At 60.6% G+C, this 25,034-nt stretch carries 25 protein-coding genes; 17 read left to right on the forward strand and 8 right to left on the reverse strand.

What is annotated here, in order from left to right; all coding sequences use genetic code 11:
- Positions 1–212 precede the first annotated feature (212 nt).
- Positions 213–551, forward strand: coding sequence for a P-II family nitrogen regulator (locus AC1DYF_RS12225; RefSeq protein ID WP_477877001.1), 339 nt, complete (start codon positions 213–215; stop codon positions 549–551).
- A gap of 59 nt (positions 552–610) precedes the next feature.
- Positions 611–2,020, forward strand: coding sequence for a type I glutamate--ammonia ligase (glnA, locus tag AC1DYF_RS12230; RefSeq protein ID WP_477877002.1), 1,410 nt, complete (start codon positions 611–613; stop codon positions 2,018–2,020).
- 72 nt (positions 2,021–2,092) lie between these two features.
- On the opposite strand, the gene AC1DYF_RS12235 is transcribed toward glnA, so the two are convergent.
- On the reverse strand, positions 2,093–2,578 hold the full coding sequence (locus AC1DYF_RS12235) for a hypothetical protein (protein ID WP_477877003.1): 486 nt from the start codon (positions 2,576–2,578) through the stop codon (positions 2,093–2,095).
- Positions 2,579–2,770: 192 nt separating this feature from the next.
- Between AC1DYF_RS12235 and AC1DYF_RS12240 the strand changes: the two genes are divergently transcribed.
- The gene (locus AC1DYF_RS12240) at positions 2,771–3,133 is read left to right on the forward strand and encodes a YciI family protein (protein ID WP_477877004.1); all 363 of its coding nucleotides are present in this window, start codon (positions 2,771–2,773) and stop codon (positions 3,131–3,133) included.
- Between the two features lie 3 nt (positions 3,134–3,136).
- A complete protein-coding gene (locus AC1DYF_RS12245) occupies positions 3,137–4,357 on the forward strand; it encodes an RNA polymerase sigma factor (RefSeq protein WP_477877005.1) in 1,221 nt (406 codons plus the stop codon).
- On the opposite strand, the gene AC1DYF_RS12250 is transcribed toward AC1DYF_RS12245, so the two are convergent.
- Both AC1DYF_RS12250 and AC1DYF_RS12255 read right to left on the reverse strand, forming a co-directional pair.
- On the reverse strand, positions 4,347–5,387 hold the full coding sequence (locus AC1DYF_RS12250) for a TAXI family TRAP transporter solute-binding subunit (protein ID WP_477877006.1): 1,041 nt from the start codon (positions 5,385–5,387) through the stop codon (positions 4,347–4,349). The genes AC1DYF_RS12245 and AC1DYF_RS12250 overlap by 11 nt on opposite strands.
- A 14-nt stretch (positions 5,388–5,401) precedes the next feature.
- Positions 5,402–6,709: a hypothetical protein gene (locus tag AC1DYF_RS12255; protein ID WP_477877007.1), complete on the reverse strand. Its 1,308-nt coding sequence runs from the start codon at positions 6,707–6,709 to the stop codon at positions 5,402–5,404.
- A 186-nt stretch (positions 6,710–6,895) separates the two neighbouring features.
- Here AC1DYF_RS12255 and hspQ point away from each other — a divergent pair, with 186 nt between their 5' ends.
- Both hspQ and AC1DYF_RS12265 read left to right on the forward strand, forming a co-directional pair.
- A complete protein-coding gene (gene hspQ / locus AC1DYF_RS12260) occupies positions 6,896–7,225 on the forward strand; it encodes a heat shock protein HspQ (protein WP_477877008.1) in 330 nt (109 codons plus the stop codon).
- Between the two features lie 97 nt (positions 7,226–7,322).
- Entirely contained in the window at positions 7,323–8,270 is a 948-nt protein-coding gene (locus AC1DYF_RS12265) for a phosphoribosylaminoimidazolesuccinocarboxamide synthase (RefSeq protein ID WP_477877009.1), read from the forward strand.
- A gap of 12 nt (positions 8,271–8,282) precedes the next feature.
- On the opposite strand, the gene AC1DYF_RS12270 is transcribed toward AC1DYF_RS12265, so the two are convergent.
- On the reverse strand, positions 8,283–8,534 hold the full coding sequence (locus AC1DYF_RS12270; RefSeq protein ID WP_477877010.1) for a hypothetical protein: 252 nt from the start codon (positions 8,532–8,534) through the stop codon (positions 8,283–8,285).
- A gap of 14 nt (positions 8,535–8,548) precedes the next feature.
- Positions 8,549–8,806: a hypothetical protein gene (locus AC1DYF_RS12275; RefSeq protein WP_477877011.1), complete on the reverse strand. Its 258-nt coding sequence runs from the start codon at positions 8,804–8,806 to the stop codon at positions 8,549–8,551.
- A gap of 292 nt (positions 8,807–9,098) precedes the next feature.
- Between AC1DYF_RS12275 and AC1DYF_RS12280 the strand changes: the two genes are divergently transcribed.
- Positions 9,099–9,371, forward strand: coding sequence for a hypothetical protein (locus tag AC1DYF_RS12280; protein ID WP_477877012.1), 273 nt, complete (start codon positions 9,099–9,101; stop codon positions 9,369–9,371).
- Positions 9,372–9,712: 341 nt separating this feature from the next.
- Here AC1DYF_RS12280 and AC1DYF_RS12285 read toward each other — a convergent pair whose 3' ends face one another.
- Entirely contained in the window at positions 9,713–11,272 is a 1,560-nt protein-coding gene (locus tag AC1DYF_RS12285) for an indolepyruvate oxidoreductase subunit beta family protein (RefSeq protein WP_477877013.1), read from the reverse strand.
- A gap of 10 nt (positions 11,273–11,282) precedes the next feature.
- On the reverse strand, positions 11,283–13,436 hold the full coding sequence (locus tag AC1DYF_RS12290; RefSeq protein ID WP_477877014.1) for a thiamine pyrophosphate-dependent enzyme: 2,154 nt from the start codon (positions 13,434–13,436) through the stop codon (positions 11,283–11,285).
- 328 nt (positions 13,437–13,764) lie between these two features.
- Here AC1DYF_RS12290 and AC1DYF_RS12295 point away from each other — a divergent pair, with 328 nt between their 5' ends.
- The 6 genes from AC1DYF_RS12295 to AC1DYF_RS12320 all read left to right on the forward strand — a co-directional run bounded on the left by AC1DYF_RS12295 (position 13,765) and on the right by AC1DYF_RS12320 (position 19,956).
- On the forward strand, positions 13,765–15,300 hold the full coding sequence (locus tag AC1DYF_RS12295; protein WP_477877015.1) for an ABC transporter substrate-binding protein: 1,536 nt from the start codon (positions 13,765–13,767) through the stop codon (positions 15,298–15,300).
- Between the two features lie 403 nt (positions 15,301–15,703).
- Complete coding sequence (locus AC1DYF_RS12300) at positions 15,704–16,711, forward strand: ABC transporter permease (RefSeq protein WP_477877016.1); 1,008 nt, start codon at positions 15,704–15,706, stop codon at positions 16,709–16,711.
- The gene (locus AC1DYF_RS12305) at positions 16,704–17,552 is read left to right on the forward strand and encodes an ABC transporter permease (RefSeq protein ID WP_477877017.1); all 849 of its coding nucleotides are present in this window, start codon (positions 16,704–16,706) and stop codon (positions 17,550–17,552) included. The genes AC1DYF_RS12300 and AC1DYF_RS12305 overlap by 8 nt, the downstream gene beginning before the upstream one ends.
- Positions 17,549–18,409: an ABC transporter ATP-binding protein gene (locus AC1DYF_RS12310; protein WP_477877018.1), complete on the forward strand. Its 861-nt coding sequence runs from the start codon at positions 17,549–17,551 to the stop codon at positions 18,407–18,409. The genes AC1DYF_RS12305 and AC1DYF_RS12310 overlap by 4 nt, the downstream gene beginning before the upstream one ends.
- Positions 18,409–19,245 carry an ATP-binding cassette domain-containing protein gene (locus tag AC1DYF_RS12315; protein WP_477877019.1) on the forward strand — a complete coding sequence of 279 codons (837 nt, stop codon included), beginning with the start codon at positions 18,409–18,411 and terminating at the stop codon, positions 19,243–19,245. The genes AC1DYF_RS12310 and AC1DYF_RS12315 overlap by 1 nt, the downstream gene beginning before the upstream one ends.
- A gap of 150 nt (positions 19,246–19,395) precedes the next feature.
- The gene (locus AC1DYF_RS12320) at positions 19,396–19,956 is read left to right on the forward strand and encodes a VOC family protein (protein WP_477877055.1); all 561 of its coding nucleotides are present in this window, start codon (positions 19,396–19,398) and stop codon (positions 19,954–19,956) included.
- Positions 19,957–19,998: 42 nt separating this feature from the next.
- Here the strand turns inward: AC1DYF_RS12320 and AC1DYF_RS12325 are convergent, their stop codons facing one another.
- Positions 19,999–20,979 (reverse strand): AraC family transcriptional regulator, encoded by a 981-nt coding sequence (locus tag AC1DYF_RS12325; RefSeq protein ID WP_477877020.1) that lies wholly within the window; start codon positions 20,977–20,979, stop codon positions 19,999–20,001.
- A 140-nt stretch (positions 20,980–21,119) separates the two neighbouring features.
- Between AC1DYF_RS12325 and AC1DYF_RS12330 the strand changes: the two genes are divergently transcribed.
- The 4 genes from AC1DYF_RS12330 to AC1DYF_RS12345 all read left to right on the forward strand — a co-directional run bounded on the left by AC1DYF_RS12330 (position 21,120) and on the right by AC1DYF_RS12345 (position 25,023).
- On the forward strand, positions 21,120–21,623 hold the full coding sequence (locus tag AC1DYF_RS12330) for a flavin reductase family protein (RefSeq protein WP_477877021.1): 504 nt from the start codon (positions 21,120–21,122) through the stop codon (positions 21,621–21,623).
- Between the two features lie 52 nt (positions 21,624–21,675).
- A complete protein-coding gene (locus AC1DYF_RS12335; RefSeq protein WP_477877022.1) occupies positions 21,676–22,461 on the forward strand; it encodes an SDR family oxidoreductase in 786 nt (261 codons plus the stop codon).
- Between the two features lie 29 nt (positions 22,462–22,490).
- Positions 22,491–23,726 (forward strand): styrene monooxygenase/indole monooxygenase family protein, encoded by a 1,236-nt coding sequence (locus AC1DYF_RS12340; RefSeq protein ID WP_477877023.1) that lies wholly within the window; start codon positions 22,491–22,493, stop codon positions 23,724–23,726.
- 112 nt (positions 23,727–23,838) lie between these two features.
- The gene (locus AC1DYF_RS12345) at positions 23,839–25,023 is read left to right on the forward strand and encodes an NAD(P)/FAD-dependent oxidoreductase (RefSeq protein WP_477877024.1); all 1,185 of its coding nucleotides are present in this window, start codon (positions 23,839–23,841) and stop codon (positions 25,021–25,023) included.
- Positions 25,024–25,034: the final 11 nt, after the last annotated feature.

Raw genomic sequence — 25,034 nt, forward strand, 5'->3', positions numbered from 1 at the left:
GGGTCCCGGCATGGGATTGATCCGCCAGCGAAAATTTTGCGATTTTTGCAAATTTTCCTCTGGTTTTTTGTCGTATTTCACGCATGATCGCCCTCGTCTGGCTGATTTTCAAGCAAAAACATTGTCTGCAATGAAAATCTGGCACGTTCTGTGCATCGAGAGGGCCGGCGGGAAGAACCTGCCGAACGGGAGAAGCGGAGAGACATTTTCTCATGAAAAAGATCGAAGCGATCATTAAGCCTTTCAAGCTCGACGAGGTGAAGGAAGCCCTTCAGGAAGTCGGCCTGCAAGGTATTACGGTCACGGAAGCGAAGGGTTTTGGCCGTCAGAAGGGCCATACGGAACTGTATCGCGGCGCCGAATATGTCGTCGATTTCCTGCCGAAGGTGAAGGTCGAGGTTGTGCTGGCCGACGAGAACGTCGAGCGCGTGATCGATGCGATCCGCAATGCCGCACAGACCGGCCGCATTGGCGATGGCAAGATTTTCGTTTCCAATATCGAGGAAGTCGTGCGTATCCGCACGGGTGAGACCGGCATCGACGCCATCTAAGGAATGCCCGGCCGATGGGAGCCGGGATCAATATCGTCATCAATAAGGGAAAACTCGAAATGACGACTGCAAAAGACATCATGAAGCAGATCAAGGACAACGACGTCAAATTCGTCGACCTTCGCTTCACTGACCCCAAGGGCAAGATGCAGCATGTGACCATGGACATCACCGCGGTGGACGAGGACATGTTCGCCGACGGCGTGATGTTCGACGGCTCCTCGATCGCCGGCTGGAAGGCGATCAACGAGTCCGACATGGTGCTGATGCCCGATCCGGCCACCGTCCATATGGACCCGTTCTTTGCGCAGTCGACCATGGTCATCATGTGCGACATTCTCGACCCCATCTCGGGCGAGGCCTATAACCGCGACCCGCGCGGCACCGCCAAGAAGGCCGAGGCCTATCTCAAGGCCTCCGGCATCGGCGACCAGGTTTTCGTCGGCCCCGAGCCGGAATTCTTCGTATTCGACGACGTCAAGTACAAGGCTGATCCCTACAATACCGGTTTCAAGCTCGACTCCTCCGAACTGCCGTCCAACGACGACATGGATTACGAGTCCGGCAATCTCGGCCACCGTCCGCGCATCAAGGGCGGCTATTTCCCGGTCCCGCCGGTCGACAGCCTGCAGGACATGCGCTCGGAAATGCTGACCGTGCTCACCGAAATGGGCGTCGTGGTCGAAAAGCATCACCATGAAGTTGCCGCCGCCCAGCACGAGCTTGGCGTCAAGTTCGACTCGCTGGTGCGCAACGCCGACAAGATGCAGATCTATAAGTATGTCGTGCATCAGGTCTCGAATGCCTATGGCAAGACGGCGACCTTCATGCCGAAGCCGATCTTCGGCGACAACGGCTCCGGCATGCACGTGCATCAGTCAATCTGGAAGGACGGCAAGCCGACTTTCGCCGGCGACGAATATGCCGGCCTGTCGGAAACCTGCCTGTTTTATATCGGCGGCATCATTCGCCACGCCAAGGCGATCAACGCCTTCACCAACCCGACGACCAATTCCTACAAGCGCCTGGTGCCGGGCTATGAAGCGCCGGTCCTGCTCGCCTATTCGGCCCGTAACCGCTCGGCCTCATGCCGTATCCCCTTCGGCTCCAGCCCGAAGGCCAAGCGCGTCGAAGTCCGCTTCCCCGACCCGGCGCAGAACCCCTATCTCGGCTTCGCTGCCATGCTGATGGCCGGCCTCGACGGCATCAAAAACAAGATCCATCCCGGCAAGGCGATGGACAAGGACCTCTACGACCTGCCGCCGAAGGAACTGCGCAAGATCCCGACCGTCTGCGGCTCGCTGCGCGAAGCGCTCGACAGCCTCGACAAGGACCGCAAGTTCCTGACTGCCGGCGGTGTCTTCGATGACGACCAGATCGATGCCTATATCGAGATCAAGATGCAGGAAGTCATGCGCTTTGAAATGACGCCGCATCCGGTCGAATTCGACATGTACTATTCGGTCTGAGCACCGATTGCGATCAGAGCGCAGATGTTTCGAGGGGCGGCAAGACCGCCCCTCGATCGTTTCTGAAGCAGCCTATCGACCGCAACCATTCAACGACTTGACCAGTCTGCCGACAATCTTGTCATAGGCCTTGATCGCGCTCAGATCATATTCGAGCCTGAAATAGGCCGCTGCGCCATCACAGCCGACGACGGTGCGCTCATAGAACACCTTGTCACCCTTGGTTCCCGACCAGCTCGCCGCCTTTGCGGCGCGTTTGTCATAGGAAATCGTCCAGCCCTCCTGTTTGTCCATGTCGATGGTCCAGGCAACCTCTTCGGCAAAACTGTCCTTCATCATATACCCGCCCCAGACGCTCAGTTCGGCGCGGCCGTCGGGGGACGTCGATGTGCCGCCATCGCCGTTTTCGGCTTCGGCGACCTGCGAGAAACCGGGCGGGATATCGACCCAATAGCCGAAACGGGCATTGCCATAATGTGTCCAGTCGGCAGCGGATGCGATATGCGCCGATGCGAGCGCCAGGACGCAGGCAACGGCAATTTTTCTACTGATATGCACCGAAATCTCCATTCTGCAACGCGGCTGGGTGCGCGTCATAACGTTACCTGCTCAACGTTCGGCGGCGCAGTCACCAATGAGTGACCGGACGGAGAATCGAGGTTTTCACGACCCGACAGGGAAATTTTTCCTCCATCCTGTCGAAAGCTGCGTCTTCTATGCGACTATGGCGGTCAACCAAGGGAGTTCATGATGAAATATCTCTGCCTCGTTCACTTCGAGACCGGCACATTCGACAACCAGACCGAAGAGGAAAAGAAGACGCTCGATCGCGACTCTATCAGCTATGATCAGGATTTGCGCGCCCGCGGCATTCTCATCCAGGCACAGGCGCTGCAGCCGCCTGATAGTGCTGCGCTGGTCAAGGTCAGGGACGGCAGGATGTCGATGACCGATGGGCCTTTTTCCGAATCGAAGGAACAGCTGGCAGGCTTCATCCTCATCGAAGCGCGCGACATGGCGCAGGCGATCGAGGTCGCCGGCGGCATCCCGATGGCACGGTTCGGGACGATCGAGGTACGGCCGATCTACGACATCCCGGATCCGGACCGGTAAGCCATGGAATCGATCGACGCCGTCTACCGCCGCGAAGCGCCACAGGTTCTCGCTACCCTGATCCGCCTGCTCGGCAGTTTCGATCTCGCCGAGGAGGCTGTGCAGATGGCGTTCCTTGCGGCATCGCAGCATTGGCCGCAGCAGGGCATGCCGCGCAATGCGCGCGCCTGGCTGGTGTCGACGGGACGTTTCAAGGCGATCGATATGCTCAGGCGTCGCAAGCGCTTTCACGCGATCACGCCTGAACTGTCGGCCCTGCAGGAGCTTGAAGCCGCGCCCGAAGCCGACGAGGACCAGACGATGCCCGACGACATGCTGCGGCTGATCTTCGTCTGCTGCCATCCGGCCTTGCCTGCCGACGCGCAGACGGCGCTCTGCCTGCGCGAGGTCTGCGGCCTGACGACGGAGGCGATCGCGGCCGCCTTCCTGACGAAGCCCACGACAGTGGCGCAACGCATCGTCCGCGCCAAGAATCGTATCCGAGAGGAGCGCATCGTCTATGCCGTGCCCGAAGGGGCGGAGCGTGACGAGCGCCTCGACGTCGTGCTGCGCGTCGTCTATCTGGTGTTTTCTGAGGGTTATTCCGCCTCGGCCGGCACGCAGGTGCTGCGTAGCGAACTGTGCGGTGAGGCGATCCGCCTGGCGCGGCTCATCTGTTCCACGGCGCCGTCGCCCGATATCGATGGGCTTCTCGGCCTGATGCTGATCCAGCGTTCACGCGAGGCAGCCCGTTTCGATGCCGGTGGCGACATTATCCTGCTCGCCGACCAGGATCGCGGCCTCTGGGATGCCGATCTTATAAAGGAAGGTCTTCAACTGGTCGATGAGGCAATGGGGCATCCACCCTATTCGACCTATGTGCTGCAGGCGGCAATCGCGGCCGAGCATGCGCGTGCGACAGAGGCGGACCGAACGGATTGGGCGCAAATTGTCGCGCTCTATGACCTTTTACGGCTCGCCGATCCCGGTCCGGTCGTAGAGCTGAACCGCGCCATCGCACTCGGCATGCGCGACGGCCCGCAGGCTGCCCTGCCAATCATCGCCCGGCTTACCGAAGGCGAGCTCGCCAGCTACAAGTTCGCGCATTTCGCCAAGGCGGATTTCCTCGATCGCGCCGGTGACACCGCCGGTGCGGCTGCCGCCTATGCCGATGCCAGGAGCTTCGATCTCCTGGCATCCGAAAGGCGCTACATCGACAGGCGGCTCAGGGCGCTTACTTCTTGAGCCGCTGCTTCAGCAGATTGAGGTAGTCGTCGTTATCGCCGGACTGGTCATCGCTGGCCGGTTTGCTTTCAGCGGCACAGGTCGGCTTGTAATCGAGCGCCATGCCTTCCTTGACGCAGGCGCCGACCTTCCAGCCCGGCGGCAGCGCCGTCAGGTCGACAGTCTTCCACTTCGGATGGCCGGTCTTTTGCAATTGGTCGAGATTGTTGAGGATCAGGCTGGAGAAATCGGCGACCGCCTTGCAGCTGTCGCGCTGATAGGCATTGCGCTTCTTGTCATATTCGAAGGTCATCAGCACCGCCTTCACCGACACGGTATCGATCGCATCCTTCTCGAACGGATAGGTGCCGGCGGGAATAGTGCTTGGAATATAGGTAGCGAGCAGCGGCGCTTCCTTGATCGGCAGCAGGTGAAATTTCGTCGCATCGATACCGGCACTCTGGAACAGCGACGCCGGGGCGCCGGCGACATAGAAGAAGGCGTCGATTTCGCCCGACTGGAGTTTCGGCAGCGCCTGATCCGGATTGAGCAGCACCTTCTGCACGTTTTTCACTCGCAGAATGTCGAGCATCAGTGTCGCGGTCAGGTAGGTGCCGCTGTCCTTGACGCCGATCGCAACCTTTTTGCCGGAAAGACCTTCGAGATTGGCGACGGAGCTCACAGCCAGAACATGCACTTCCTCATTATAAAGAGGGAACATGATGCGCACGCCGCGCACTGCCTGCTGGATATCCTTATCCTTGGCTTCGAACGTCTTGAGATAGTCGAGCAGGTCGTTTTGCACGATGCCGAACTGGGTGTTCTTGCGGTTGCGCACGCCCTGGAAATTTTCCAACGAGCCGGCGCTGCCGATCACGTTCAGTGTCTGGCCGCATTGCTTGCCGAGGCGGGCAATGTCCTGGCCGATCTTGATATAGGTGCCGGTCGGGCCGCCTGTCATGATGTTCTTCTCGACCTCGGCCGCTCTCGCCGGCAGGCAGATGAGGCCCGCCGCGAGAACCGCTGAGCCGATCATCGTCAAAATCCGCATTCTATCCTCCCTGTTCAGCAGCTGCCGCCGAGGTTGCGGAAAAGGCTGCGCAATGAAATCGGCGAAACGTGGCCATAGGCTGCCTTGAGCGAATCGGTGACGCAGGCGCCCTTGACGAGCATATTGGTGAGCAGGGCCTGCTTGTCCGGCGTCAGCCCGTCGAAGCCGGGTAGGTCGGCGACCGCCTTCTGCACATCGTCACTGTTCCGCGGCGTCAGGCCGCTATTGTCCTGGCCGTTATCGGTCGAGTTGTTGGGTGTCTGGTCGTTGGCAGGTGGTGTCTTTGTCTTCAGCGCAGCAACTGTATCCTTGAGCGACGCGACTTGCTTTTGAAGCGCGTCCCGATCCGTCGTGAGCGTTGTGTTCTGCTTGGTCAGTGTCTTGACGTTGTCCCGTGATTTTTCAAGATCGGCGCGAGCAGCCTTGAGGCTGTCGTCGGCTTGGCGCGCATCGTCGTCACGCGCGGCAAGGCTCTGCGCCATATCGTCGAGCTGCTTTTGCAAGTCGGCGATTTTTCGCGCCTGCTGATCGGCGGCATCGGTGGATTTGCTTGCGGCGTCGAGCTTGGCCTGCAACTGGTCCTTCTGCTTCTGCAATGCGGAAATCTGCCCAGCCTTCTGGTCGGAATCATCCGAAGCCTTGGTGACCTGATCTTCGAGCGCGGCGATCCGCGATTTCAGTTCGGGAATGTCCGCCGCAGCTTTCTTGGCATCGTCAAGCTGCGACTCCAGCATGGTTTTCTGGGCCTGGAGCAGCACCAGCGCCGGGCTGCCGGAATCGTTTGCCTGTTGCTGCGCGGCTTGCAGCTTGCCGATCTCAGCCTTCTGGTCCTCGACGGTCTTGTTGAGCTCGACGATCTGCAGTTGGGAGGTTTTCATCGATTTTTTGGTGCGCGTGAGCTCGCCGGAAAGGTCGCCGGCCTCTTCGATCGTCTTTTTCAGCGCCGCGATCTCGGCCGCCGCGTCATCCTTCGCCTTTGCGTTTTGCTGATCCGTATTCGTCCGCAACGCGTTCTTCTCTCGCTTCAACTGGTCGACCTGGCTCTGCAGGTCCTTGACGCGCTGCTGCAACACGGTTTGCTGGGTTGGGGCGCTCTGACTGTCGAACTTGATATCGGAGAGCGTCTTGCTCAGCTCGGCGATGCGCTTGTCTCGCGCGACAATGTCCGTCTCCGAAACGCCGCTCATCAAGCGGGCGCCGGCATAGCCGCCGCCAACACCGAGAATCAACGCAATGACTGCTGGAATAACGACGCCTGCGGCGGAGCGAGAGCTCGCATTGCCCGAGCCGCTATTGCCATCCCTACCCCACTGATTGACCACGCCCTACCCCTGCCTGTCGCTTTTTCTTCTTCTTACGCCATGCATTGGAAAATGCACGATATTGTTCCGCCCGGCAATAAGGCTGCCACAATTGTAACGCTATTATGACGCGCTCGTGGCAGTGCGATTTGTCTTGAAACCTGATCGATTTTCACCACATTTACGGTGTGGATACGAGGTAAGGACATGCGTGAACGCGTTGCAAAATATCAGATCGGCCAGGCGGTAAAGCATCGCCTCTTCCCCTTCCGGGGGGTGATTTTCGATGTCGATCCGGAATTTGCCAATACGGAAGAATGGTGGAACTCCATTCCGGTCGAAGTTCGTCCGTCGCGCGACCAGCCTTTTTACCATCTCTATGCTGAGAATGCCGAAACGGCCTATGTCGCCTATGTTTCGGAGCAGAATCTGGTGATCGACGAGAGCGGCGATCCTTTCAGGCATCCGGCCGTCAGCGAGAATTTCAGCCTGGAAAGCAAAGGCAAATACCGCCCGAAGACGCTCAGCACCCATTGAGCTTGCACCAGAAATCTCGACGGCGGCCAGGCGGCACTTGACCTTTGGCCGGGGCGCTGATTTATCGCGGCGATAAACCCATGAAGAGGTTGTGCCGATGACCCTGCCCGCTGTGCTCGACGATGCCCATATCCCGGAGCTGCCCAATTATTACAAGGGCAAGGTCCGCGACAATTACGATCTCCCGGATGGCAATCGCATCATCATCGCCACCGACCGCCTGAGCGCCTTCGATCGCATCCTGACGGCCATCCCCTTCAAGGGCCGTGTGCTGACGCAGACAGCGCGCCACTGGTTCGAACAGACCGCCGACATCTGCCCCAATCATGTCGTCGCCTATCCGCATCCGAATGTCGTGGTGGGCAAGCGGCTCGATATCCTGCCGGTGGAAGTGGTCGTGCGCGGCTATCTCGCCGGCACCACCAGCACCTCGATCCTGACGAAGTACAAGGTCGGCGAGCGCGACATGTATGGCGCCAAGTTTCCGGACGGCATGCGCGACAATGAACAGCTTGCCGAGCCGATCATCACACCCACCACCAAGGCTTTCGACGGCGGCCATGACGAGCCCTTGTCCAGCGCCGAGATTCTCGAACGCGGGCTGTTGACGGAAGCGCAATGGGAAATGGTGACACGCCACGCGCTGGCACTGTTCAAGCGCGGCCAGGAACTCAGCGCCAGGCGCGGCCTGATTCTCGCCGACACCAAGTATGAGTTCGGCACGGATGCGGCGGGCAATATTATCCTCGCCGATGAAATCCATACGCCCGATTCGAGCCGCTACTGGATGGCGGAAACTTATCCGACCGCGCTCGCCAACGGCACAAGGCCACAGAGTTTCGACAAGGACTTCATCCGCGCTTGGGTGGCGGAGCGCTGCGATCCCTATAAGGATGAAATCCCGGTGATTCCGGAGGAACTGGTCGCCCAGGCATCGGAGGTCTACATCCATGCCTATGAGATGATCACCGGCCAGACATTCGACCGGACAAATGCAAAAGCGCCGCTTGCGGATATCCGTGCGGCGCTCAGCGTTTACTTCTAAAGGCGTTCTGGGTCAGTTCGCGTAGGCGCGATAGATATCTTCCACCGTCGCATAGGACGGCTGGTCCTCAACCGTGGAGGACTGATGGATCGACCAAAGCGCATCGGCAAGCGAATTGCTGAGCACTGCCTGGCTACCGGTGATCGCGTCGTCGCGACGAACGCGGCTCGACGTGCCGTTCGCCTCGGTTTCAGCGGACTTTCGCTCCTGGCCGGAAGGCCGCGGGGCCTGATTGTAGCTGTTCGAGCTTGTCTGGATTTGCATGGCGGTAAAACTTGTTAAGAGAAGTTAACCCCCATTAACCACTCGAAGCTTGCGCGAGGCTGACTTGCGCCCTTGCGTTGCAGCATGTGCGATTGACTTATATTCAAATATTTGCCGGCGAACTGCTTCGCGGCGATCTTGCGGCAATACAAAGCCTTGGGAACATATTGATAATAAAAGCTTATCTTGCCGGAGGCGGATCGCTGCCCCGCCAGGCACAGGGCGGAAACGACGCCCCGCAGCCTTCTTGCTCCTCGACGTTCATTTTCCATCAGCAGATGGATAGAGGGCCGGGATCATGGTCTGAACCGGCCGCGGGGAGACTCAGAGTCTGGATTGGCAGTGATTCCACACGCACTACCTCAACGTCGACTTCAAAAGCACAATCCTTCTCAATCACCCTCTATCGAGCCGATCCTGCCACCCTTTTTCACGGGGCGGACGGTTGCTTGGTTCAAACATCCCAAAAATGGTCGGAGCAACTGTCGCAAAGACAGGCTACGATCCGCCCGCGTCGGAATCGCTCGCCCGCAGATGGTCGACGCATCAATTGGGGGATATGCCATGAAAATTTCGCTGACCATCCTGTTCGCCGCCAGCCTGCTCGGAGCCGTAGCACTTTCGAGCCCAGTCTACGCCAACAATGACGAAGACGCGCAGATCGACCAGTGCATCGACGACAATTCCGATGCCGGCCAGAGCAAGCAGACGCTCGAAACCTATTGCCAATGCGCCAGCGGCAAGGCCAATGATTTCTCGGTGTCGATCACTGCTTGGGAAAAAAGCCATGCCGACGCACAGGAGGAATGCTCCAAGGAAGCCGGCTGGAAATATTGACGGCGAGCGTCACTGCACGAAGTGCAGCCACAACAGCAGCGTCGGCGGCAGGCCGGCGCCGAGAAGGAAAGACGTCCACTTCAACAGCGCGAGCCTGCGGGTTCGCGCTCCCGTCCAGTCATAATCCATCTTGTCCTCCGAACGCCGGATCCGCTCCCCCGAATATCGGCAGCGTGGCGGCGACAGCGAGCGGGTCGATAACCCCTGCTATTCTTTTGTTCTAAAACAGTAAGCTTGCAACAAGCTGATTTCCTGGCGCAAAAGTTAATATTTTCCTGCCGAATAAGCGGAAATTCTGGCAGAATCCGGTTTTGAGACAGGAGAGACTTTACAAAAGCCAATTATAGCGTCGCAATCGTCTTCAATGCGCCGTCGAGCGCAATGCCGTTCTCGTCCAACAAAGCTGCCTGCCTCAACCGCTTCATCCAGTCCGCCCCATCGTCGCGCGCCACCAGCATCGGCAGGGCCGACATGACCCTGTCGAACTTCGACAGCCCACGCGAATGCGTGTCCGAATAGCCCTTGACCAGGCGCCGGGCATTGAGCACTTCGACGGCGAGGTCGTAGTTTTTCGGTAGGAGGTCGGTCGCGGTCTTGAGCCAGGCATCGATATGCTGGTTCTCGCGCATATGCCGGAGCGTGCCGCGCCGGCGGCCGCGCAGTGCCGATACCATATAGAGGCTGAGGAACCAGAAGAGCGTACCCGTCTGCACCCGCCGGCCTTTGTTGACGCGCCGGTCGAGCCAGGCAAACAGTTTCGGCCGGCTCTCGATCCAGAGGCCGAGGCCCATGGGCAGCGTGCCGCAGACCTCTTCCATGCGCGGATGCATATATTCGGTCATGTAGACGATCTGGTCGTCCTTGGCGCCGACTTCCTTGCGCACCCGTTCGAAGCGCGATTGCCGCACCTTCAGGTCGGCAACGCGGATCACGTCGTCATAAGTCATGGCGACAGCGACATATTTCGCCGCCTGAACGATGAAGGCAAATCCCCTTGCCTCGCCGCCACTGGCCTTGTCGAGTGCGAGAAGCTGTTCCAGCCGGTCGAGATATTCACCGGCATAGTCCGGATCCTGGAAATCCGTGAGCTTCTTGACGCCGGCGAACAACAGCGGCTGGGCCTCAGCCGGAAAGTCGTTGCGGATCCGATTGACCAGCTTGTCGAGCACCGGATGGCCGACCGACTGCGGCAGCGGGTCGAGCCGCTTCACCGGCTTGGCCGAAACTTCGTCGCGCGGCTTGTTCTGCGCCCGGTCGAAAGCGGCGTTGAACGCTTTGAGACTCGGCTCGATGCCCTTGCCACTGGCACGAATTGTCGCCTCGAAAGCCTCCTTGCCGAACGGTAGTGCCCCGGAACCGGCAAGCGCACCGAACATCGAGGCGGAAATCACGCTGCCGTTCTTGACGGCCAGGGTTTCCATGTCGAACGCGATGGTCCGCTTGGAGGCGAAATCGGTGGCATCGATCACCACTTCCGGATTGCCGATGCCATCACCGGGCGTCTGCTTTTCGGCCACCGCGAAGGAGCGGTGCGTCGAAGCGATCAACACCGTCCTGTCCGGCGTCACCAGGCCGCGCAGGACGGAGCGGCCGGCCTCCATGAGTTCGGCGGCGATGACCACGTCGACATCGCCGGGCGTCGGCATCAGCGAGAAGATCGGCGCATGGCCGTCCTTCTCCGGCAGTATCTCGATATAGTAGATCGTGGCGCCCGTGCGCTGCGCAACGCCCGGCACAGACGTCGTCTGCGCCATCCAGCCCTGGCGCTCGGCGAGATCGACGATCCAGTCGGCGAGCACGCCGCCGCCCTGCCCGCCCATGGCGAGGATGGCAAGCGACAGAGGCTTGTCGGTGGCGAGGCGAGCGGTGTTGTCGGCATTCAAGGAGACATGTTCGTTCATGGGGCTTTCCTCAATCCGAAAACACGATGCGGGATGCAGCGCGGCGCGCCTGCAGCCAACCGATCACCTTGCTGCGCAGGTTCTTGACGAACTTATCCAAGCCGGTCGGATTGTGGATGATGTCAGCACGATAGAAGGACGGACAGAGCACGGCCGCCTCCGACACCTCGCCGCAATTGCCGCAGCCGACGCAATTGTTGTCGATCGCCGCCACCGGATCGTCCTTCAGCGGATCATCAGTATGCTTGACCGACAGCGATGGACAGCCGGAGAGACGGATGCAGGCGTGATCGCCGGTGCACACATCCTCGTCGACGCCGAAACGCTCCTTGACCATGCGCTTGCCGTCCTTCACCGCCTTGGCGAATTGCGGCTTCACCCGGCGCTGCTTGTTGAGCATGCATTCGGAGGAAGCGACGATGATCTTCGGTCCCTCTTCCTTGGTGGTCAGCGCCTCGCGCAGCGTGTTGCGCATCTTGGCGACGTCATAGGTCCGGTCGATCTGCCGCACCCAGGTCGCACCGATGCCCTTCACCGCATCGACGATCGAATTGTTGGTCTTGCGGCGCGGATTGACGGCACGCGAGGACATGATGTCCTGGCCACCCGTCGCCGCCGAATAGTAATTGTCGACCACGAGGATGACGCCATCCTGCTTGTTGAACACGGCATTACCGATCGAGGTCGCCAGGCCATTGTGCCAGAAGCCGCCGTCACCCATCACCGAAATCACGCGCTTGTCGGCCTTGACGTTGAAGGCGGAGGCCGCGGCTGGCGACAGGCCATAGCCCATGGTGGTCGAGCCGATATTGAACGGCGGCAGGATCGAGAACAGGTGGCAGCCGATGTCGCCCGACACATGATGCTCGCCGAGTTCGCTCTGAACCAGCTTCATCGCCGCGAAAATCGGCCGCTCCGGACAGCCGATACAGAAACCCGGCGGCCGTGGCGGCACGACTTCGGCAAGCGCCTTGATCTTCGGATCTTTGAGGATCGGCGACGGGTCGGGAATCGGCGGCTGGTTGCCGAGCAGGACGCGCTGATAGGTTTCGAGGAAGGCCTTGACGCCCTTGACCAGAACCGGCGCGGTATATTCGCCGCCCATCGGCAGCACGTCCTTGCCCGACACCTTCGTCTGGATGTCGCGGCGGCGGAGAATAGTGTTGAGCGCCTGCTCGATATATTCCGGCGCCCCCTCCTCCACCATCAGCACGGCCTGCTTGCCGATGCAGAAATCGGCAATCTGGTCATCCACCAGCGGATAGGAGACGTTGAGCACATAAAGCGGCACGGACGAATTGCCGTAGACATCGGCAAGACCGAGCTGCTGCAGGGCGCGCATGACGCCGTTATACAGGCCGCCCTGCAGGATGATGCCGATCTCACCCTCGCTCGGGCCGAAATACTCATTCAACTCCCGGCTCTTGACGAACTCGACGGCGGCTGGCCAGCGCTTCTCCAGCTTCTCCTTTTCATGCATGAAGGAGGCTGGCGGCAGCACGATGCGATTGACGTCACGGACCGGGTTTTCCAGCGCGGTCTTGAGCGAATGGGCCGGCCGCTTGTTGTCCTTGGCGACGAACTGGCCGTGGACGTGACAGCTGCGGATGCCGACCTGCAGCATGACAGGCGTGTTCGATGCCTCGGAAAGTTCGAAACCTTCTTCGACGGCGCGGACGATCGACGGCAGGTTCGGCCGCGGCGTCAGCAGCCATAGCTGCGACTTCATCGCGAAGGCATGGCTGCGCTCCTGCATGATCGAGGAGCCCTCGCCATAATCCTCGCCGATGATGATCAGCGCCCCGCCGGTGACGCCGCCGGAGGAGAGGTTGGAGAGCGCATCGGAGGCGACATTGGTGCCGGCCGAGGACTTCCAGGTCACCGCGCCGCGGACGGGATACATGACCGAGGCCGAGAGCATTGCGGCGGCAGCCGCTTCCGAAGCCGATGTCTCGAAATGTACGCCAAGATCCTGCATCACGTCCTTGGCATCAGCCAGCACGTCCATGAGATGCGAAATCGGCGAGCCCTGATAGCCGCCGACATAGGAAACGCCCGATTGCAGCAGCGCCTTGGTGATGGCGAGAATGCCCTCGCCGCGGAAGATGTCGCCTTCTCCAAGCTTGAGGTCCTCGACCTCGCGCGCAAATGATCTCTCAGCCATTCCAATTCCCCTTGCCTCTTCGAAGAGGTCTGACGTCATTCATTTGCAAGAGCATATTTCTCGAGGCCGGTCTTTGTCAAATTACAAATGTGTGCGCTGCATTGTCGTGCATGTACTCAGTTCCAGTTATATGCTTACGCATATAATTGTTCGCGACCGATCGCGATCAGCGATGAATTTACTCCATTTCAGCGATGGGTCGCGCAAGAATCCACTTGCCACCAATCTGCAAAAATTTTAAGATTAAAACATTCCGATAAAAAATTGATCGGCGGCGTCCGCGGAGGAAACCGGGCGTCGGGGAACAGGGGAACGAGGGAGAACTGAAATGTTCGATATTACACGCCGGCAGGCCCTCCAACTGGGCGCTGCAAGCTTCTTGACGAGTGTCTTTGCTGGCACGACCAAGGTGTTGGCCGCAGACGCCAATACGCTGACGATCGCTTTCAACGTCAACCTGCCGTCTTTCGACCCGACGGTCGGTCCATCCGCTGTCAATCCGACGATCCAGGCGATCTACCGCTCGATTTTCGATCAATATGTCGGCCAGGGTCCGGACCTGAAATTCCAGCCCGGTCTTCTGACCAAGTGGGGCTGGAACGACGACAAGACCAGGGTGTGGATGGAAGTCCGCGACGGCGTCAAGTGGCACGATGGCTCGCCGTTCACCGCCGAAGACGTCGTCTGGTCGCTCAACCGCGCCGCCAATGAGAAGACCGGCAATCCGATCCAGTTCATCTGGTCGACGGCCAACAATTACAAGGTCGACGGCAACAAGATCACCGGCGATGTCGTCCGCTTCGAACCCACCTATTTCATGTGGATGGCCTTCCTCACCGGTTATGTCCTGCCGAAGGCCTATTACGAAAAGGTTGGCGCGGAAGGTTTCGAAAAGAAGCCGATCGGAACCGGCCCCTATATGTTCGATGCCTATGAAGGCAATGCCTTCCTGCGTCTCAAGGCCAATCCGAATTATTATGGCGGCAAGCCGGCCTTCGACACCGTCGTGTTCAAGTTCGTGCCGGATGCCACCAGCCGCGTCGCCGAAATCGAATCCGGTTCCTCCGATATCACGCTTGAAATCCCCTATGAGGATTACGACCGGCTGAAGGGCAAGAAGGGTCTTCAAGGCGTCTGCAAGCCGGTCTCGGATATCGGCATGCTGTTCATCAACAATATCGAGGTGATGCTCGACAAGAACGTCCGCCTCGCCGCCTGCCACGCGATCGACAAGAAGGCGATCGTCAAGAAGCTGCTGCGCGGCTACGGCGTGCCGATCGATACGCTGGAGACGCCGGAATACACTGCCTATGACGCCTCGATCAAGGTGCTGCACGATCCGAAGCTTGCTAAGAAGCTGCTGGCCGACTCCGGCTACTCCAAGGACAAGCCGGCCAAGTTCACCATCCAGACGACGCGCGGCCTGAAGCCCAAGGATTATGAAATGATCCAGGCCATTGTCGGCATGTGGCGCAAGGTCGGCATCGAGGCCACGATCGAAGTCTACGAAATCGCCAAGCATTATGAGTTGCGCGCTGCCGACAAGCTGGCGCCGGCCGCCTTCTACAATTGGGGCAATGCGATCGGCGACCCGACCACTTCGACCGGCTTTGCCATGTTCGGCCCCTCGCCGCACTCGGTCTGGAACACCGACGACCTCGACAGCAAGATCGGGCCGCTCTGGGGCGAGAAGGACGAGGCAAAGCGTATCGCCGGCTGGAAGGCCGTCGACAAATATATTGCCGAACAGGGCTATGTGATCCCGCTGCTGCAATATGCGCAGCCGATCCTCTACAAGAAGTCGGTCAAGGTGACGCCGAATGTGTCGGGTGCACTGCAGCCGACGCTGGTGGCGAAGGCTTGATTGGCCTGGTCGGCTTGGCGAGTTGATTGCCTCTCCCAGGCGGTGGCAGGGCTATCGCGTATGGGAAGTCCGCTGGGCGAGCCACTTGCTCCCTCTTCACCCCAGCGGGGAGAAGTGCCGAGCGAATGCGAGGCGATGAGGGGGCCGTCCCACGCGGGAAGCCCCCTCATCCGACCCTTCGGGCCACCTTCTCCCCGCTGGGGAGAAGAGGGAGCCCCTGGCCGGCGTCTCCGCCAAACTCGACGTTTTGCCGATATGTGACAGCGCTGCAGGTCGTGGGGAGATCCAAAATGATTGACGGTTTGCCACCGCATATCCTGACTTGCGCACTCTTGTGGCTTCACCCTGCCTTCTTTACGCTTTTGCCGCCCGAAAAACCGGCGCGGCGCGGAATTATTGTCTGATGCTTGCCCTTTCCATCCTCAACCGGCTCCTGCTCGCCGCCGTCACCTTGCTCGGCGTGGCGATCGTGGTGTTCGTGCTGCTGCGTGTCGTCCCCGGCGATCCGATCGCCATGATGATCTCGCCCGGCTCGACGCCGGAGCAGATCGCCCAGATGCGCGCCCATTACGGTCTTGATGGCACCATCATGAGCCAGTTCTGGATCTGGCTGAAGGCCATCCTGTCGGGCGATTTCGGCACGTCGATCTCGCTCAGGCGCAATGTTCTCGAACTGCTGGCGGAACGCCTGCCCGCGACGCTGGAACTGGCCGTCGCCGCACTGATCTTTGCCATGCTGCTGGGCGGTGCCGTTGCGATCCTTGGCACGTTGGTTCGGCGCACACCGCTGGAGCCGGTGGTCGATACCGTCAACGGTACGGTGCTGGCAGTGCCGGATTTCGTCTGGGCGCTGGTGCTGGTTCTGGTTCTCGGCGTCTTTTTTCCCGTCCTGCCACTGTCCGGCCGCATCGATCCGACCACGCAGATCGATTTCGTCACCCCTTTTTATCTCATCGAAAGCCTTATGCGGCTGCGCTTCACCGAATTCGGCGATATCGCAGCGCACATGATCATGCCGGTGCTGGCGCTCGCTTTACCGCTGGCCGCTATCATTGCCCGCGTACTCAAGGAGGCGCTACTCGAAGCCATGGTGCAGGATTATATCCTGCTCGCGCGCCTTAAGGGCATGTCGACGATCCGGCTTATCCTGCAGGAGGCGCTGCGCAATGCCGTTGGCCCGACCATCGCGCTCACCGGAGTGCAATTCACTTTTCTCATCGGCGGCACCGTGATCATCGAGCGGATTTTCGCCTATCCCGGCATCGGCAATATGGCGATCGATGCGGTGATCAATCGCGACCTGCCGCTGATCCAGGGCCTCGTGCTGGTCTTCGGCGCTCTGTTCATTATCATCAACCTGCTGGTCGACCTGCTGGTCGCGGCCTTCAATCCGAGGCTGCGCCATGCGTAAGTTGCTGCGCGCTGCTCTTTCCGACCCCAAGGTCATCTTCGGTGGCGGCTTCATCATGATCCTGATCGCCCTTGCCATCCTGGCGCCTTGGATCGCCCCGCAGGATCCGTTGGAACAGGACCTGTCTCTCGGCACCATTCCGCCGGCCGGCTTCACCGATGCCGAAGCCGGCTATTGGTTCGGCACTGACGATCTCGGCCGTGATGTGCTGTCGCGACTGATCTATGGCAGCCAGATCGCGCTCACCGTCGCCTTCATCGCCGCTGGCCTTGCTGCTCTCCTGGGCACCTCGCTCGGCCTGCTTGCCGGATGGTATCGCGGCTGGGTCGACGTTGTGATTTCGCGGCTCGTCGATATCTGGATGGCCTTTCCGCCGGTGCTGCTGTCTATCCTGCTCGTCGCGGTCTTCGGCTCCGGTGTGCATTCGGTGATCGCTGCGATCGTCATCATCGACTGGACGCGCTTCTGCCGCGTCGTCCGCTCCGAAACCATGGCGCAGGCGAGCATGGACTATGTCACCGCCGCGCGCACCATAGGCTTCCCGCGCTTCCGAATCCTGATCTCGGAAATCCTGCCGAATGTCGCTCCTGTTCTCGTGGCGCTCGTCAGCTTGGAAATGGGCATAGCCGTGATCGTCGAAGCCATCCTCTCCTTCGTCGGCCTTTCGGTCTCCTCCGACACGCCGACCTGGGGCGGGATGATCGCCGAGGGCCGCCAGATCGTCTATGAAGGCTGGTGGGTGATGGTGGCGCCGCTGGTGATGTTGTTGCTCACCGTACTTGCCTTCAACCAACTCGGCGACGGCCTGCGCCGGGCGCTCGACCCGATGATGCGCCGATGATCGATACGCTGCTTTCCATAGCCGGGCTCTCGGCAGTTTCGGATCGCGATGGCGGCGCGCCCATCCTGCGCGATGTGGCGCTGTCGCTCGCACGTGGCGAAGTGCGCGGCCTTGTCGGCGAAAGCGGCGCCGGCAAATCCACCATCGCCAAGGCGCTGCTCGGCATCCTGCCCCGTACCGTCCGGGTGACAGCCGGCACGATCCTCTTCGAAGGCAAGAACCTGCTCACCTTGCCGGCTCCAGCGCTACGCAACATCATGGGCAGCGAGATTTCGCTGATCCCGCAGGACCCGCAGACAGCACTCAACCCCGGCCGGCGGATCGAGGCGCAACTGACCGACGGGCTTCGCATGCGTCGTGGCCTTTCCTCTAAACAGGCACACGCGCGCGCTACCTCGTTGCTCGATGAAGTGCATATCCGCGAGCCGGAACGCGTGCTGCGCTCCTACCCGCACGAACTGTCTGGCGGCATGCGCCAGCGTGTGCTTATCGCCGCGGCTTTCGCACTCGAGCCGAAACTGGTCGTCGCCGACGAGCCGACGACTGCGCTTGACGTGACCGTGCAAAAGCAGATCCTTCGGTTGATCCGCGGGATGCAGAAAGCTTATGGCACCGGCGTCATCTTCGTCACCCATGACCTCGGTGTCGTCGCCCAGATCTGTGACAGCGTGACATTGCTCTATGCCGGCAAGGTGATCGAGGAAGGCCGCACGGCCGATGTGCTCGTCGCTCCCCGACATGCCTATACCAAGGCACTGCTCGCCGCAGGCCCGCGCTACGATCAGCCGAATGCCGGGCTTGAGCCCGTGCCGCAAACCGTGTTCGAACAATTGCGCGCCGAGATCGGGATCAAGTGATGGCAGACGATCTTCTCACCGCTCGCGGCATCGAGGTCACCTATGGCGCCAACCGGCTGTTCGGGGGCGCCGGCCACAAGGTGCTGCACGGTGTCGATCTCTCGATCCGTCGTGGCGAGACGGTGGGCATTGTCGGCGAATCCGGTTCCGGCAAGACGACGCTCGGGCGCGCTTTGCTGAGGCTGGTCGACGCCTCCGCCGGAGAAATCCGCTTCGACGGCCGCGACATCACGCAGCTCCCCGACGGCGAGATGCGGCCGCTACGCCGGCGCATGCAGATGATCTTTCAGGACCCGATGGCCTCGCTCAACCCGCGCCATTCGGTGCGGAAAATCCTGGTCGAGCCGATCCTGTTGCATGGATTGGCCACCAATGCACGGCAGGCGGAAGAGCGGGTGCAGAAAATCCTCGACCGGTTTGCGCTGCCGAAAGTCGTGCTCGACCGCAATCCGCATGAGCTTTCCGGCGGCCAGCGCCAGCGCGTCGGCATTGCCCGCGCTGCCCTGTTGGAGCCGGATTTCGTCCTCGCCGACGAGATTGTATCCGGTCTCGATGTCTCGACCCAGGCGCAGGTGCTCAATCTGTTGCGCGATCTGTCGCGTGACATGGGCCTCGCCATGGCCTTTATCAGCCACGACTTGTCGGTGATCCGCGCCGTCTGCGACCGGGTCTATGTGATGCGCTTCGGCCGCGTGGTCGAAGAAGGCCGCTGCGAGGATGTCTTCGCCGCGCCGAAATCCAATTATACCCGCGCGCTTCTCGACGCGATCCCGTTGCCGGAAATCGACCCCGACTGGCTCGACCGGCAAAGCCCCGTCGACGACGCCGTGGCCTGAAGTCACCGCCCCTGGCGGTGTGATTTGAGTGCATTTCATCTCTACCGCGCCGGACCTGCGGGCGCCGGCGATCGGCGAAGCCATGCCCGCATCACGAAAGGGGAACTGACCATGAAATATCTTCTGATGACGTCCCTGACCGCGGCGGTCATGCTGGCCGGCGCCAGCCTTACGCATGCAGACTCGATGCCCGGCCTGCGTGGCCACGATCATACTGGCGTGACGGTCCCGAACATGGACAAGGCTGTGGATTTCTTCACCAATGTGCTGGGTTGCAAGGCCGCCATGTCCTTCGGCCCGTTTTCCGACGGCAAGGGCACGTTCATGACCGACGCGCTCGGCGTCGATTCCAAGGCTGTGATCAAGAAGATCACCCAGGTGCGCTGCGGCTTTGGCTCCAATATCGAACTGTTCGAATATGCGGCGCCGGACCAGAAGACGATCGTGCAGAGAAACAGTGACATCGGCGCCTTTCACATTGCCTTCTACGTCGATGACGTCGCTGCCGCCAAGGCCTATCTCGACAAGAAAGGCATCGCCACCCGCATGGGGCCGATCCCGATCAAGGACGGTCCAGCCGGTGGCCAGACGATCATGTATTTCCAGGCGCCCTGGGGTCTGCAGTTCGAGGCGATCAGCTATCCGAACGGCATGCAATATGAAAAGACATCCGAGACAAAGCTCTGGGACCCGAAGAGTCCGGAAAAATGAGCGATCCGGTATGAGATGGGCGGACCGCCAACGGTCCGCCTGTCATTTTCGCCGGCGCAGCGTTTCGGACGGTGTTTCGCCGAAACAGTCGCGATAGGCCGCGGCGGCGCGACCGAGATGGCCAAGCCCGGCAGCAAAGGCGGCGTCAGCCACTGAGACGTTCTCCTGCGGCGCAAGCAGGTTGGCGCGGAATCGTGCGAGCCTGAGCGCCAACAGCCCCTCACCTAACGTCATGCCCCTTACCTTACGGTATGTATCCTGAAGCGAGCGCAGCGATACGCCCGACGCCGCGGCAATCTCGGCCATGGCGATGGCGCGTTCGGCATGTGCATCCATGAATTCTTGCGCGCGACGCACGGCAATCGGATCGGCGGCCGGCACCGGCCGCGAGAACGAAGCCGTCTTGTTGCTGGCAAGCCCCGTCAGCAGCAAGGTGTTCATGCCGTCCCGGAGCGTGGCCTTGTACGCATCGGCAATCCGGTCGCTGGTTTCGGCGGCCATGAGCATGAGTTGTGCATGCTGCAGGATCGCCAAGCCGACCGGACCGGTGAGATCGACAGCCGTATCGAATTCTATCGCCCGGCTCGTCTGATGCGTCAGGCTCTCGAACTGCGCCTCCAAAGCCTCACGGCGGATGAGAATGATAAGCTTTTCGCAGCCCTCGTGCCAGACCATGCGCGAGGTGAGCGTCGGCGAAAGCAGCGAAGCGCAGATACCGGAGCTAACCTCCGCCACTTGCGTGCCGCATCGCACCGTGGCCGAGCCCGCGATTGGCAGTTGCAAAAGGAAGAAGCGCGACAATTCTCCTGGATCGATCTCGACCGTCGATCCGTAGGAGACGAAATTGACCGAATAATCGGCCTGCACGACCGTGTGATGCCGGGCGTGAAAAAGCTTCGGCTCGCGCTCAAGCGGGTTGAGGAAATGCGGGCAGAAAATCCGGCCGATCGCGTCACGCGCATCCTCCGGCGAGCGTGTGTCGACGGCGGCGAAACGGGAAAGCGGCACATGCTTTATCTGCATCGGGTCCCCTCATGCTATCGAGAAAGCCTTGCCGGATCCGGATAGTGGCTCGCGCAATCCGGATTGTGAAAACAGCTTTCCGAGCGGATCATCAACATACTTTAAATTTCAAACGAATGGAAGTCCGGGAGGTTTTGACCATGGACAGGGAAGAGTTCCGTTCAGCAATGCGCCAGGTGGCGGGCGCCGTCACCGTCGTGACCACGCGGGGCACGAATGGCGAGCCGCGCGGCGTCACCGCCACCGCCGTCTGCTCGCTCACCGTCGAGCCGCCCGCGGTGATCGCCTGCATCAACCGCGACACCTGGGTCGGCCAATTCGCCCCGCAGAGCGGCAATTTCTGTGTTAATGTGCTTTCGCGCGAGCAGCAGACGGTGGCCGAGACATTTGCCGGCCGCAGCGGGCTCGCCGCCGGCGACCGCTTCCAGGTGGGCGCCTGGGAGGAGCATGAAACCGGTGCGCCAGTTCTGAGTGGTACCATTGCCAGTTTCGACTGCGATCTCGACCAGGCGGTCGAATTCGCGACGCATGTGATCCTGATCGGCCGCGTCCGCAAGACGGTGAGCGGCCGAGTGAATGCCGAGCCGCTTGTCTATGTCGGCGGCGGTTTCACCACGACGCAGGTCGCGTCGGGTGTGATTTAGAAGTCGATACATTCGCCTGCAAAAAAATCCTGACAAGAGAATGGGGAATTCCATGCGTGGATTGACTGGAAAGACGGCGATCATCTCCGGTGGCGCGACGCTGATCGGCCAGGCTGCGGCCGCAACGCTGATCGCTTATGGAACGAAAGTGGTGATCGCCGACATCAACGAGGCTGACGGTAGCGCAGCGGCTAGCCGTCTCGGCGACCTGGCGCATTTCATCCGGACTGACATCACCAGTGATGACGAGATCGCCGCCCTCGTTGCAAAAACGGTCGAGACCACCAGCCGGCTCGATTTCCTCGTCAACGTTGCCTGCACCTATCTCGACAACGGGGCGGAGACCAGCCGCGCTGACTGGCTGAAGGCGCTGGATATCAACATCGTCAGCTCCGTGATGCTGATGCAGGCGGCGCGGGCGCACCTCAAGGCCAACAAAGGCGCGATCGTCAATTTCGGTTCGATCTCGGCCCGGGTCGCCCAGACCGGCCGCTGGGTCTATCCGGTGTCGAAAGCCGCGATCCTGCAGCTCACCCGCAATCAGGCGATGGACCTGGCGCCGGACGGCATCCGCGTCAACGCCGTCTCGCCGGGCTGGACCTGGAGCAATATCATGGTGCAGCTCACGCATGACAATCGCGAGAAGACTGACAAGGTCGCCGCACCCTTCCATCTGCTCGGCCGCACCGGCAATCCCGAAGAGGTCGCCGAGGCCATCGCCTTCCTGCTTTCCGACAATGCCAGCTTCGTCACCGGCACCGATATCTGCGTCGACGGCGGCTACACCGCCATGGGCCCGGAACAGAACGTGCCGGCCATTCCGAAGCTGATGGACTGATCGACCAACGAGAACAAGGGAACGAAACCATGAGCAAGCGCAAGATCACCATTGTCGGCGGCGGCCAGTCGGGCCTGCAGCTCGGCTGCGGCCTTCTCATCAACGGCTATGACGTCGAGATCGTCCAGAACCGGACGGCCGACGAAGTCAGGACCGGCAAGGTTCTGTCGAGCCAATGCATGTTCGGCGCGTCGCTGCAGAACGAGCGCGACATCGGGCTGAATTTCTGGGAAGCGGAATGCCCGACGGTCGATTCGATCAATTTCTGCGTCCCGGCCCCTGATGGTTCCGGCAATAAGGCGATTGACTGGAACGGCAAGCTCGACCGGCCGGCGCAGAGCGTCGACCAGCGTGTAAAAATCCCGCGCTGGATGACGGAGTTCGAACGCCGCGGCGGCATGATCACCATTCGCGACGCCAGCATCGACGATCTCGAAAACTATGCGAAATCTTCCGACCTGGTCATCGTAGCAGCCGGCAAGGGCGACATAGCAAAACTCTTCGAGCGCGATGCGGAGAAATCGCCGTTCGACAAGCCGCAGCGGGCGCTGGCGCTCACCTATGTCAAGGGCATGCTGCCGCGCTCGGACCATTCGGCGGTGAACTTCAACCTGATCCCGACGGTCGGCGAATATTTCGTCTTCCCGGCGCTGACGGTGAACGGCCCGTGCGACATCATGGTGTTCGAGGGCATCCCCGGCGGTCCGATGGACTGCTGGAAGGATGTGAAGACGCCTGACGAACATCTGGCGAAATCGCTCTGGATTCTGCGCACCTTCCTGCCCTGGGAAGCTGATCGCAACCGAAACGTCACACTGACCGACGACAACGGCATCCTCGCCGGCGCCTTTGCCCCGACGGTGCGCAAGCCGATCGGCAGACTGCCTTCCGGCGCGCTTGTGCTCGGCATGGCCGATGCCGTTGTACTCAACGATCCGATCACCGGCCAAGGTTCGAACAATGCCTCCAAATCGGCCAAGACTTATATGGATGCGATCCTCGCTCGTGGCGATCGGCCCTACGATGCCGCCTTCATGCAGTCGACCTTCGACACTTACTGGAATTATGCGCAATATGTGACAGGCTGGACCAACGCCCTGCTGCAGCCGCCTCCGCCGCATGTGCTTACCATCATGGGCACGGCACAGGCCTATCCGTCCTTGGCCAAACGCATCGCCAACGGTTTTGACAACCCGCTTGACTTCTTCCCGTGGTTCGCTGTGCCGGAAGAAGCGGATGCTTATTTGAAGAAGCTGGCAGCATAAGACCAATTGTTACTGGCCGGCCGGGCATCCGACCGGCCGTAACAATCGAACTGGAAGCCGGCGTAAAAGCGATGTAACAGGGCGCGCAACCAATTCGGAAGTCGCCTAACGCATGAGCGCCAAAACAGATTTCGACGTCACGGTTATCGGCGCTGGCCCGTCCGGCGCGATGGCGGCCATTCGGCTGGCGTCATTTGGCATCAAGGTGCTCGTCGTCGACAAGGCCGCCTTCCCGCGGGTAAAACCTTGTGCCGGCGGCCTGACGGTCAAGACGTTGAATGCCCTGCCCCATTCGGTCGGCCCGATCATCCGCAGTGTCACGGACCGCTTTGCGATCGGCGTGAAGAGCGACCGGCGAGAGCGCCTCGAAATGTTTGCTGGCGCCGATCCGATTTGCGCCTTCGTCGTCCGCGAAGAATTCGACGCGTTCAATGTCGAGAAGATGATTGCGGCAGGCGTCGACTTCGAGGTGGACGGTAGACTGGAAGCGATCAAGGAGCAGGTGGACGCAGTCGAGCTTCGTTTCAGGAACCGCACGATCCGTTCGAAATATCTCGTCGGCGCCGATGGCGCCAACAGCACGGTGAGGCGGCTGACCATCGCCGGCATCCCGTTCAAGCGAGGCTTCGCCATCGAAGGCCTGATGCCGCTCGCGAAAATCGGCCGCATGCCCGATGCGGAGTTCTTCTTCGGCTATGTCGACAACGGCTATGGCTGGCTGTTCCCGAAGGGTGATCACGTCAATGTCGGGATCTATACCCATGACGCCCAGGTCCATTTGAGCAAGGACCTGTTACGCGCCTATTGCAAGGCCCGGCTCGGCCTCGATGACCTCGAGCATATCGTCGGCTTTCCGCTCGGCTTCGGCGGTGCGAACGGGTTGCCGCGCTCGAACCGCATCCTGCTTGCCGGCGATGCGGCCGGTCTTGTCGAGCCTTTGTTCGGCGAAGGCCTGCACAATGCGGTCCGTTCCGGCCTGGCGGTTGCCGATGCGATCCATGCCGCAGAGACCGGGCGCGCCACGTCCGCCGGCGCTGCCTACCGCGAAGCGCTCTCGCCGATCACGGCAGACCTGCGCCGCTGCGAACAGCTCAAGTCCTTCTTCTATCCGCGCATGGATGGGATCGGTTTCAGCCTTGCCCGATTGCCGTTGAGCAAGGTGGCGCTGCTCAGGGGAACCGCAGCGGGGATGACGATGCGGCAGCTGACCAATCGTGGACTTCTGGCGAGATGGTTCCGGCCGAGTTCGCCATCCTCGCTCGCCGACTTCGACAGCCGGCAAACAGTCCGCGCCTAAAACGATCTACG

This window comes from Rhizobium sp. P2_G9 (genome assembly GCF_056403475.1).

Bases quoted from the DNA above. Each gene is read 5' to 3' on its own strand.
- AC1DYF_RS12225 (WP_477877001.1), top strand. From the start codon at position 213: ATGAAAAAGATCGAAGCGATCATTAAGCCTTTCAAGCTCGACGAGGTG.
- glnA (WP_477877002.1), top strand. From the start codon at position 611: ATGACGACTGCAAAAGACATCATGAAGCAGATCAAGGACAACGACGTC.
- AC1DYF_RS12240 (WP_477877004.1), top strand. From the start codon at position 2,771: ATGAAATATCTCTGCCTCGTTCACTTCGAGACCGGCACATTCGACAAC.
- AC1DYF_RS12245 (WP_477877005.1), top strand. From the start codon at position 3,137: ATGGAATCGATCGACGCCGTCTACCGCCGCGAAGCGCCACAGGTTCTC.
- AC1DYF_RS12250 (WP_477877006.1), bottom strand. From the start codon at position 5,387: ATGCGGATTTTGACGATGATCGGCTCAGCGGTTCTCGCGGCGGGCCTC.
- hspQ (WP_477877008.1), top strand. From the start codon at position 6,896: ATGCGTGAACGCGTTGCAAAATATCAGATCGGCCAGGCGGTAAAGCAT.
- AC1DYF_RS12265 (WP_477877009.1), top strand. From the start codon at position 7,323: ATGACCCTGCCCGCTGTGCTCGACGATGCCCATATCCCGGAGCTGCCC.
- AC1DYF_RS12270 (WP_477877010.1), bottom strand. From the start codon at position 8,534: ATGCAAATCCAGACAAGCTCGAACAGCTACAATCAGGCCCCGCGGCCT.
- AC1DYF_RS12275 (WP_477877011.1), bottom strand. From the start codon at position 8,806: ATGGAAAATGAACGTCGAGGAGCAAGAAGGCTGCGGGGCGTCGTTTCC.
- AC1DYF_RS12280 (WP_477877012.1), top strand. From the start codon at position 9,099: ATGAAAATTTCGCTGACCATCCTGTTCGCCGCCAGCCTGCTCGGAGCC.
- AC1DYF_RS12285 (WP_477877013.1), bottom strand. From the start codon at position 11,272: ATGAACGAACATGTCTCCTTGAATGCCGACAACACCGCTCGCCTCGCC.
- AC1DYF_RS12290 (WP_477877014.1), bottom strand. From the start codon at position 13,436: ATGGCTGAGAGATCATTTGCGCGCGAGGTCGAGGACCTCAAGCTTGGA.
- AC1DYF_RS12295 (WP_477877015.1), top strand. From the start codon at position 13,765: ATGTTCGATATTACACGCCGGCAGGCCCTCCAACTGGGCGCTGCAAGC.
- AC1DYF_RS12300 (WP_477877016.1), top strand. From the start codon at position 15,704: ATGCTTGCCCTTTCCATCCTCAACCGGCTCCTGCTCGCCGCCGTCACC.
- AC1DYF_RS12305 (WP_477877017.1), top strand. From the start codon at position 16,704: ATGCGTAAGTTGCTGCGCGCTGCTCTTTCCGACCCCAAGGTCATCTTC.
- AC1DYF_RS12310 (WP_477877018.1), top strand. From the start codon at position 17,549: ATGATCGATACGCTGCTTTCCATAGCCGGGCTCTCGGCAGTTTCGGAT.
- AC1DYF_RS12315 (WP_477877019.1), top strand. From the start codon at position 18,409: ATGGCAGACGATCTTCTCACCGCTCGCGGCATCGAGGTCACCTATGGC.
- AC1DYF_RS12320 (WP_477877055.1), top strand. From the start codon at position 19,396: ATGCTGGCCGGCGCCAGCCTTACGCATGCAGACTCGATGCCCGGCCTG.
- AC1DYF_RS12325 (WP_477877020.1), bottom strand. From the start codon at position 20,979: ATGCAGATAAAGCATGTGCCGCTTTCCCGTTTCGCCGCCGTCGACACA.
- AC1DYF_RS12330 (WP_477877021.1), top strand. From the start codon at position 21,120: ATGGACAGGGAAGAGTTCCGTTCAGCAATGCGCCAGGTGGCGGGCGCC.
- AC1DYF_RS12335 (WP_477877022.1), top strand. From the start codon at position 21,676: ATGCGTGGATTGACTGGAAAGACGGCGATCATCTCCGGTGGCGCGACG.
- AC1DYF_RS12340 (WP_477877023.1), top strand. From the start codon at position 22,491: ATGAGCAAGCGCAAGATCACCATTGTCGGCGGCGGCCAGTCGGGCCTG.
- AC1DYF_RS12345 (WP_477877024.1), top strand. From the start codon at position 23,839: ATGAGCGCCAAAACAGATTTCGACGTCACGGTTATCGGCGCTGGCCCG.